Annotated in this window: 8 protein-coding genes, 2 tRNA genes and 1 pseudogene; 6 read left to right on the plus strand and 5 right to left on the minus strand. The window is 74.5% G+C overall.

Going from position 1 to position 7,795, the window contains the following annotated elements; genetic code table 11:
• Nucleotides 1–239 precede the first annotated feature (239 nt).
• From AB0L40_RS25070 to AB0L40_RS25080, 3 genes are all read right to left on the minus strand, one after another.
• Nucleotides 240–311 (minus strand) — tRNA-Asn (locus AB0L40_RS25070).
• Nucleotides 312–389: 78 nt separating this feature from the next.
• Nucleotides 390–1,553, minus strand: a complete 1,164-nt coding sequence (locus AB0L40_RS25075; RefSeq protein ID WP_364361084.1) for a nucleotide disphospho-sugar-binding domain-containing protein — start codon at nt 1,551–1,553, stop codon at nt 390–392.
• A 107-nt stretch (nt 1,554–1,660) separates the two neighbouring features.
• Nucleotides 1,661–2,704 carry an LLM class F420-dependent oxidoreductase gene (locus AB0L40_RS25080; RefSeq protein WP_364361086.1) on the minus strand — a complete coding sequence of 348 codons (1,044 nt, stop codon included), beginning with the start codon at nt 2,702–2,704 and terminating at the stop codon, nt 1,661–1,663.
• 139 nt (nt 2,705–2,843) lie between these two features.
• On the opposite strand from AB0L40_RS25080, the gene AB0L40_RS25085 reads away from it, so the two are divergent.
• A complete protein-coding gene (locus AB0L40_RS25085) occupies nt 2,844–3,467 on the plus strand; it encodes a hypothetical protein (RefSeq protein ID WP_364361088.1) in 624 nt (207 codons plus the stop codon).
• An 82-nt stretch (nt 3,468–3,549) separates the two neighbouring features.
• Nucleotides 3,550–3,708, plus strand: a complete 159-nt coding sequence (locus AB0L40_RS25090) for a hypothetical protein (RefSeq protein ID WP_364361090.1) — start codon at nt 3,550–3,552, stop codon at nt 3,706–3,708.
• Nucleotides 3,709–3,725: 17 nt separating this feature from the next.
• On the opposite strand, the gene AB0L40_RS25095 is transcribed toward AB0L40_RS25090, so the two are convergent.
• Nucleotides 3,726–3,798, minus strand: a tRNA-Ile gene (locus AB0L40_RS25095).
• Between the two features lie 207 nt (nt 3,799–4,005).
• On the opposite strand from AB0L40_RS25095, the gene AB0L40_RS25100 reads away from it, so the two are divergent.
• The 4 genes from AB0L40_RS25100 (at nt 4,006) to pdxT (ending at nt 6,911) form a co-directional block, all read left to right on the plus strand.
• Entirely contained in the window at nt 4,006–4,374 is a 369-nt protein-coding gene (locus tag AB0L40_RS25100) for a hypothetical protein (RefSeq protein ID WP_364361092.1), read from the plus strand.
• Between the two features lie 99 nt (nt 4,375–4,473).
• A complete protein-coding gene (locus AB0L40_RS25105; RefSeq protein ID WP_364361094.1) occupies nt 4,474–5,355 on the plus strand; it encodes a MurR/RpiR family transcriptional regulator in 882 nt (293 codons plus the stop codon).
• Between the two features lie 117 nt (nt 5,356–5,472).
• Nucleotides 5,473–6,357: a pyridoxal 5'-phosphate synthase lyase subunit PdxS gene (gene pdxS, locus AB0L40_RS25110; RefSeq protein ID WP_364361096.1), complete on the plus strand. Its 885-nt coding sequence runs from the start codon at nt 5,473–5,475 to the stop codon at nt 6,355–6,357.
• Nucleotides 6,351–6,911 carry a pyridoxal 5'-phosphate synthase glutaminase subunit PdxT gene (gene pdxT, locus AB0L40_RS25115; protein WP_364361098.1) on the plus strand — a complete coding sequence of 187 codons (561 nt, stop codon included), beginning with the start codon at nt 6,351–6,353 and terminating at the stop codon, nt 6,909–6,911. The genes pdxS and pdxT overlap by 7 nt, the downstream gene beginning before the upstream one ends.
• Before the next feature lie 89 nt (nt 6,912–7,000).
• Here pdxT and AB0L40_RS25120 read toward each other — a convergent pair.
• Nucleotides 7,001–7,795, minus strand: a pseudogene (locus AB0L40_RS25120) (hypothetical protein); the annotation flags it as partial.

Here is a 7,795-nt window from a genome sequence, read left to right on the forward strand (position 1 = left end):
GGAGTGGATCGACTCGATCTCCGCCGACCTCGACACGAGCGACCAGGTCCGTCGCTGCTTCGAGGACACGGACGTGATCGCCTACGCCGGCGCGATCCCGCCGGAGGCGATCGTCACGACCTTCGCGATGGGCGACGACCCGCAGGCTTGGGAGCAGCCGGCGTACTAGCCCGAGCGGCCTGGCGAGGGCCCCGAGAACGAGAGAAGCCCAGCATCTGCTGGGCTTCGTGCGCTTCAGGCTCCGGGGGCGGGACTCGAACCCGCAACCCTTCGATTAACAGTCGAATGCTCTGCCATTGAGCTACCCCGGAACGCCCCGGGCATGGTACGCGATCGGGGCGTCGCGCGCCGTCCCGGGTGGAGCGGCCGTCGACGGGGGCGTCGCGGGTTCAGTTCCGGCCCCGCGCGGCGAGGGCCTCGACCAGCGGCGCGCCGCGATCGGTGCCGTCGCCGGCGGCCACCCAGGCGGCGATCTCGCGGGCCCGGGCACCGTAGGACGGGTCCTGGATGGCGGTCAGGACGGCGGTGCGCATCGCCCGCGCGCCGGCGAGCCGGCGGGGCAGGCGGATGCCCGCGCCGGACCAGGCGAGTCGGGCCGCGTTCTCGTACATGTCGCCGGTGGCGGGCACCGCGACGACCGGCTTGCCGGCCGCCAGGGCGCGCAGCAGCGTCCCGTGGCCGGCGTGGCAGACCACGACGTCGGCCAGGGGCATCGTCTGGCCGTAGGAGACCCAGGGGACGAGGAGCGCGTTGTGGGGGACGTCGATCGGGCCGAGCCGGGCGGCGTCCTCCGCGCTCACGCGGTTCTGGGCGGCCAGCACGCGAACCGGGGCGTCGGCCAGGCCCTGGAGCGCCGCGCGGAGCAGCAGGCCGCCCGGGTCCTGCGACGTCGACGGGGCGACGAGGACCAGCGGCGCGTCGCCCGGGGGCAGCGGCACGTCGTCGGCGGGCGGCTGCCAGACGAACGGTCCGACGGTGTGCGTCCCCGGCAGCGGAGCGGGGCGGGGGTAGGCGAGCTGCGGCACCGAGCCGACGAGGACGAGGTCGCGGCTGATGCCGCCGTGGTGGTGGCTCAGCGGCGGCAGGCCGACGTGCGCGCGGACGTCGTTGAGCTCGTCGCGGCCGTGGTCCAGCGCGCGGCCCACGAGCCGGCCCATCGCGCGCCAGCCGGCGCGGCCGAGCGCCGTCCGGGCCGGGCGCGCGCCGGAGGAGAACGGCGGCCAGTCGGGCTCGGTCCGCGGATCGACGTGGGGGATGAGCGTCGCGACGGGGACGCCGCGCAGCTCGGCCGCCAGCGCGGGGCCGAGCGTGAGGATGTCCGCGACGACGACGTCGGGGGCGAAGTCGTCCACCAGCGGCACGGTGTCCAGGGCGGCGCGCTGCGCGGCCTCGTAGGGCTTCAGCGGCTCCTTGCCCAGCTGCGGGAAGACCGGGTACTCGGGCGCGGCGGAGAACCGCATGCCGGCGGCCTCGACGTCGTCCTTCCAGCGCAGCCACGTCTCGATGCAGACGTCGTGGCCGCGCTCGTGCAGCCGGCGCCCCAGCGCCAGCACCGGGAAGGCGTGGCCCGGGTCGCCGAACGCGCCGAGGAGGATCCGCCGGGGCTCCGGCGCCCGGCCCCCGCCCGCCGCGTCGGCGGGCGGGCCGGGGGCCGGGGCGCTCAGATCGCCTCCGCGGCGGCGGCGAGCTCGCGCAGCTGCGCGATGCGGCCGTCGCGGGTCGTCGTGGCGGGGGTGACGACGATGGTGTCGACGCCGGCGGACTCGAAGACCCGCAGGCGCTCGGTCACCTGGTCGCGGGTGCCGAACAGGTTGATCCCCTGCAGGAGCTCCATCGGGATCGCGGCCATCGCCTCGAGCTTCTTGCCCGAGAGGTAGAGGTCCTGGACCTCCTTGGCGGCGTCCTCGAACCCGTAGCGGCTGACCGCGGCGTTGTAGAAGTTCTTCTCCCGCGAGCCCATGCCGCCGACGTAGAGCGCGGCCATGCCGCGCATCATGCCCTCGGCGGCCTGGCCCGGGTCCTCGCCGATGTGGAGGCTCGTCGACGGACAGACCTTGACGTCGGAGCGCTGGCGGCCGGCCTTCTCGACGCCCTCCCACAGCGACTCCAGCGCGGTGTCGGCGTGCTCGGGAGAGAACATCATCGGCAGCAGCCCGTCGGCGATCTCGCCGACCAGGCGCGTGTTGTTCGGGCCGATCGCGGCGATGTAGATCGGGATCTCGTCCTGGACGGGCGTGATGGTGAGCTTCAGCGCCTTGCCGGGACCGTCCGGGAGCGGCAGGTCGATCGTCTCGCCGTGGTACTCGAGTCGCTCGCGACGCAGGGCCTGGCGGACGACCTCGACGTACTCGCGGGTGCGCTTGAGCTGCTTGCCGAACCGCTGGCCGTGCCAGCCTTCGGCGACCTGCGGGCCCGACGTGCCGAGGCCGAGGATGAACCGGCCCTCGGTGAGGTTGTCGAGCGTGGCCGCCGTCATCGCCGTCATCGCGGCGGAGCGGGCCGGCATCTGCATGATCGCCGAGCCGATCTTGATGGTCGACGTCTGGCCCGCGATCCACCCCAGGATGGAGACCGTGTCGGACCCGTACGCCTCGGCCGCGAAGACCGAGTCGTAGCCGAGACGCTCGGCCTCCTGGACGATGGCCAGCTGGTCGGCGCCGGTCAGGCCGAGGCCCCAATAGCCGAGTTGGATCCCGAGCTTCATCTGCAATCTCCCGTTCAGCAGGGCGTACGCCGTTGCTTCTCAGCGGTGCCGGACCTACCTTGGATCGGCCGCCGCGGTGTCCTCGCACTCTATGCGAGGGCCCCGCAAGAACCGACGCCGAGTAGGAACGCCGCCTTCCATGTCCCGCAACACGCTGATCCAGGACCTGCGCCACACCATCGACTGCATGCCGATGCACACGCGCGTCGCGATGCTCGAGGGCGTCCGCGAGGAGAACATCATCGTCGGGGCCTACACCGACGGCTCGGGCGGCGTCTGCCCGATGCTCGCCGCGCACCGCCGCGGCGGCCGCACCACCTTCATCCAGTTCGCGCGCACCTGGGACCGCTTCACCAAGGCCCCGTCGCGCGGTTCACGGCCGGCCAAGCAGCGCGAGCTGCAGATCCTCGCCCGCCACCTGGAGGCGTCGATCGAGGCCGAGTCCGAGGTCGTCACGGCCTCCGAGATGGGCGCCGCGATCGCCGAGCACCGTGCGCTCGTCGAGCGCACCAAGGCCGAGGAGACCGCCGCCGCCAAGCGCACCCGCCGCCGCGAGCGCACCGCCGTCTCCGCCGCGCCGTCGCGCATGCCGTCCTGGATGCGCCCCGTCGGCTCCATCGAGGAGTACGAGGCCGCCCTCGAGGAGATCGGCCGCCAGAAGGTCCGCCTCGGACTCGTCGGCGACACGTCCGGGCCGTCCGGCGAGGGCCTCGAGACGCCCGTCCGCGAGGACGAGCGGCAGGGCACCTTCATCGCCTCCTGAGCCACCCGCGGTGGGGCGCCGGTCGTCGCGACCGGCGCCCATCGGGGCTGTACGGCGTCCGCGGCCCGTAGGGTCGGGGGGGATGCCGGTGGAGGCGTGCATCTACCAGGTGTCCGGCCGCGAGCTCTGCGGCCCGCGCGCCCGCGAGCTCTGCGACCGCACCGAGGCCACGCGCGCGGCGGACGACCGCGAGGGCCGCGCGGCCTGCGCGCGGATCCGGGAGCAGCCGGTCGGCGGGTGAGCCGACGTACGCGCCGATGGGCCGGGCGGGACTCGAACCCGCATCGGACGAATTATGAGTTCGCTGCTCTGACCATTGAGCTACCGGCCCGACGGCCCCGAGGGGCGCGCCGAGGACGAAGCCTGCCAGAGCGCGAGGACGTAGGCGGCAGGGCCGGACCCACGCACGATCCGCTGCATGGCGGACCTCCGCGCAGATGGCGGTCCGGCGCTCTACACCGCGCGGAGCGGCGCCCGGAGCGCTGCGGCGCGCCGCAGTACGCTGGGCGATGAGCGCCTCCGTGGTGCCTCCGATCCCATGGCCGGCTACCTGCACCTCGCCCAAGCCGCCCGCGCGGCCCGGCCCCACATCCGCTCCGCCCGCGAGCTTCAGGCGCAGTGGAAGACGCTGCCGCCCGAGCGCCAGGCGGCAGTCCGCCAGGAGTGGGGGCGGATGGAGGAAGCGCTCGAGGCCGTGCACCAGCGGCTGACCGCCGGCCCGCGGGGGTTCGCCCGCGAGTTCCGCGCCGCCTACCGCGGCGACGAGGCGGAGCCGGTCCCCGAGCCGCGCGCCATCGGCGCCCTGGTCCGCGAGCTCGGTGAGGCCACGGTCGGCCTGCGCGACGCCCTGGCCGAGGGCGCGGGCGAGCCGGCGGACGACGGCCCGCGGACGCTCGACGCGGGCTGATCGTCGACGCGATGCCGGCCCCCGCGACCGACCGCCGACCGAATTCACCCCGGTCGTGGGAAGGAATACATCGGGCCGCAACCAATCAGGTCATCGCCCATGAAGCGCACGGCCTCCTCTTCCACGACCGCACTCGCGCCGATCGTCGATCACCAGACGCTCACCGAGTACATCCAGTCCCGATTCGACGAATTCTCCCGGTCGCAGAAGGACGTCGCGCAGTACATCGTCGACCATCTCGACGAGGTGGCGTTCCAGACGGCCGAGGAGCTGGCGCGGCGCGCCAACACCTCGAGCTCGACGGTGGTGCGCTTCAGTCAGGCGCTCGGCTTCCACGGATTCCCGGACCTCCAGGACGCCGCCCGCGACGAGTACCGCCGGCGCGTCGAGGCCCGCGGGGTCGGCGGTGGCGCCGGTGAGCCGGAGCCGCTCTTCGGGCTCGACCAGAGCCCGGGCGAGGCGTCGATCGCCGCGGACCACCTGGCCGTCGAGGAGACCGCGCGCCGGGTCTCCCGCAGCGTGCTGGACGCGGCCGTCGAGGAGATCGGCAAGGCCGACCGCGTGATCATCGTCGCGGCCGACCAGGTCGCGTACTTCGGCACGTACTTCCGGCACCTGCTGATGCTGCTCGGGATCCCGACCGACATCGTCGCCAGCCACGCCCAGGAGGGCCGGGCCCGCCTGGCGCGCCTGGACGAGAACGCGGTCCTCGTCGGCATCACGGCCGGCCGGGCGCACCCGCTCGTCGTGCGATCGCTGCAGCTCGCCCGTCACCGCCGCGCCACGACGATCGCGATCACCGACGCGACCCTGTCGGAGGCCGCGAAGCTCGCGCAGCACAGCCTCTTCTACTCCTCCAACAGCCCGTCGTTCGTGCGCTCGCACGTCGCGCTGCTGTCGCTCCTGCAGGCCATGGCCCAGGGGATCTACGCCAACGACGGCGCCCGCGCCGACCGCATCCGCGCCTACCGCCTGAAGTAGCGCCCGCCCGCGCGCCCAGCACCCGGCGGGCGTCGTACGGACCGTCGCGCCCCGCTCCGGCGGACGCGACACCACGAGCAGGGGGCCGAACGTCCGTTCCTGCCAGAATCGTCCCCGATGCGCGACGAATCAACGCCTCGGGTGAAGACCGGCCTCGCGGAGATGCTCCGCGGCGGCGTGATCATGGACGTGATCGACGCCGAGCAGGCGAAGATCGCGGAGGCCGCCGGCGCGACCGCCGTCATGGCGCTCGAGCGCGTGCCGTCGGACATCCGGCGCGACGGCGGCGTCGCCCGCATGAGCGACCCGCAGATGATCCAGGAGATCCAGGCCGCCGTCACGATCCCCGTGATGGCGAAGGCCCGGATCGGCCACTTCGTCGAGGCGCAGGTGCTGGAGGCCCTCGAGGTCGACTACATCGACGAGTCCGAGGTCCTGACGCCGGCCGACGAGGCCAACCACATCGACAAGTGGGAGTTCGAGGTGCCGTTCGTCTGCGGCGCCACGAACCTCGGCGAGGCGCTCCGTCGCATCGCGGAGGGCGCCTGCATGATCCGCTCCAAGGGCGAGGCGGGCACCGGCGACGTCGTCGAGGCCGTCCGCCACATCCGCTCGATCCGCGGCGACATCAAGCGCCTCGCGGGCATGGACGGCGGCGAGCTCGCCACGGCCGCCAAGAACCACCAGGCGCCGCTGGAGCTCGTCCGCTGGGTCGCGGCCAACGGCAAGCTGCCCGTCCCGCTGTTCTCCGCCGGCGGCATCGCGACCCCGGCCGACGCCGCGCTGATGATGCAGCTGGGCGCCGAGTCCGTGTTCGTCGGCTCCGGCATCTTCAAGTCCGAGGACCCCAAGACGCGCGCCGAGCGGATCGTCATGGCGACCACGCACTTCCAGGACCCGGCGAAGGTCCTCGAGGCCTCCCGCGGCCTCGGCCGCGCGATGGACTCGCTCGAGGCCCGCAAGCTCGGCGCGGACGAGGTCTTCGCCGGCCGCGGGTGGTAGCGCCCCTGATCGGGATCCTCGCGCTCCAGGGCGGGGTCCTGGAGCACGCAGCGCACCTGCGCGCCCACGGCGCCGAGGTCCGCGAGGTCCGCACGCCCGACGGGCTGGAGGGCCTCGACGCCCTCGTCCTGCCGGGCGGCGAGAGCACCACGATGACCCTCGGCATCGCCCGCGAGGGCCTCGGGGATCCGCTCCGCGCGTTCGCCGCGTCCGGCCGGCCGCTGCTGGCCACGTGCGCCGGCCTGATCCTGCTGGACCGCGCGCACCTCGACGTGCTGCCGATCGTCTGCGAGCGCAACGCGTTCGGGCGGCAGATCCGGTCGTTCGAGGGCGACGTCGACGTGCGGGGCATCGACGGTGGCCCGCACCGCGGCGTCTTCATCCGCGCCCCCAAGGTCGTCGAGCACGACGACGACGTCGAGGTCCTCGCCGTCGTCGACGAGGCGGTGGTCGGCGTCCGCCGCGGGCCGGTGGAGGGCTACGCCTTCCACCCGGAGCTCACCGACGACGGGCGCATCCACGCGGCCTTCGTGGCGCGCGTCTCGACCAGGTAGCGGCGAGTCCCCGGCCTCGCCCCGGGCGCGGGGCGGGTCGCCGCGAGAAGGACCCGTCGCCTCGGTTGACCGGCGCGACGGCGGCCCCGCTACGGCAGCGGCGGGATCTGGTCCGGGTTCGCCGGGACCGTCGGGATCGTCGGCCGGGTGATCGGCGCCACGCTGTCCTGCTGCTGACCGGCGAAGACGCCGGCGGCGATCAGCGCGGCGAGCAGGACCGCGAGCAGCAGCACCGCCGGGACGCCGAGCTGGCGGACGATCGGCACCTGCAGGACCCGACGCCCGACGGCGGTGACGCCGCGACCGGTGACGGGCGCGACCGCGGCGCGGCGGTCGTCGGCGGACTCGTCGTCGGCGTGGCCCGTGCGGCCGTCCCGGTCCGCGTCGTCGCCGTCGGTCGCCGGATCGTCGTGCCGCGGGTCGCCGTGGTCTCCGGCGGCGTCCTCGGTGCGGTCGGAGCTCGTCGTGCGGTCGTCGTCCGTATCGGTGACGCGGTTCGGTCCGGAGCGGACCTCCGGGGTCCGGGCGGACGGGGTGCGGACGATGGACGTGTGCTCGCCGGTCGCCTCGTCGGCGTCGGTGTCCCGGTCGTCGCCGGGACGGACCTCGTCCTCGGGCGGCATCCCAGCCGTCGCGGCGGCGGCCACAGCGGCGGACGGGGGCCGACGACGCCGGCGGCGGCGGACGCGGGGGACGGCCGGACGCCGCGCGGGGCGGGGCAGCCCGGACCGGGGAACGGCGTAGCCGAGGGCCTCGGGCCCCAGGGGGTCCGGATCGGCGTCGCCGGTCGTCCGGCCGGCGGCCGCGGCCCTGCGGGCCGGCCGCGCGGCGGTCCCGAAGTCCGATCCGGCCACGGCGCGGGCCGAATTCCTCCAGAAGGCGCC

The organism is Patulibacter sp. NPDC049589 (assembly GCF_040675535.1).
In the GTDB taxonomy this organism is placed as follows: domain Bacteria; phylum Actinomycetota; class Thermoleophilia; order Solirubrobacterales; family Solirubrobacteraceae; genus Patulibacter.

Excerpts from the sequence above, each read along its gene's own strand:
- AB0L40_RS25105 (WP_364361094.1), top strand. The coding sequence starts at position 4,474 with ATGAAGCGCACGGCCTCCTCTTCCACGACCGCACTCGCGCCGATCGTC.
- AB0L40_RS25090 (WP_364361090.1), top strand. The coding sequence starts at position 3,550 with ATGCCGGTGGAGGCGTGCATCTACCAGGTGTCCGGCCGCGAGCTCTGC.
- AB0L40_RS25080 (WP_364361086.1), bottom strand. The coding sequence starts at position 2,704 with ATGAAGCTCGGGATCCAACTCGGCTATTGGGGCCTCGGCCTGACCGGC.
- AB0L40_RS25100 (WP_364361092.1), top strand. The coding sequence starts at position 4,006 with ATGGCCGGCTACCTGCACCTCGCCCAAGCCGCCCGCGCGGCCCGGCCC.
- AB0L40_RS25085 (WP_364361088.1), top strand. The coding sequence starts at position 2,844 with ATGTCCCGCAACACGCTGATCCAGGACCTGCGCCACACCATCGACTGC.
- pdxS (WP_364361096.1), top strand. The coding sequence starts at position 5,473 with ATGCGCGACGAATCAACGCCTCGGGTGAAGACCGGCCTCGCGGAGATG.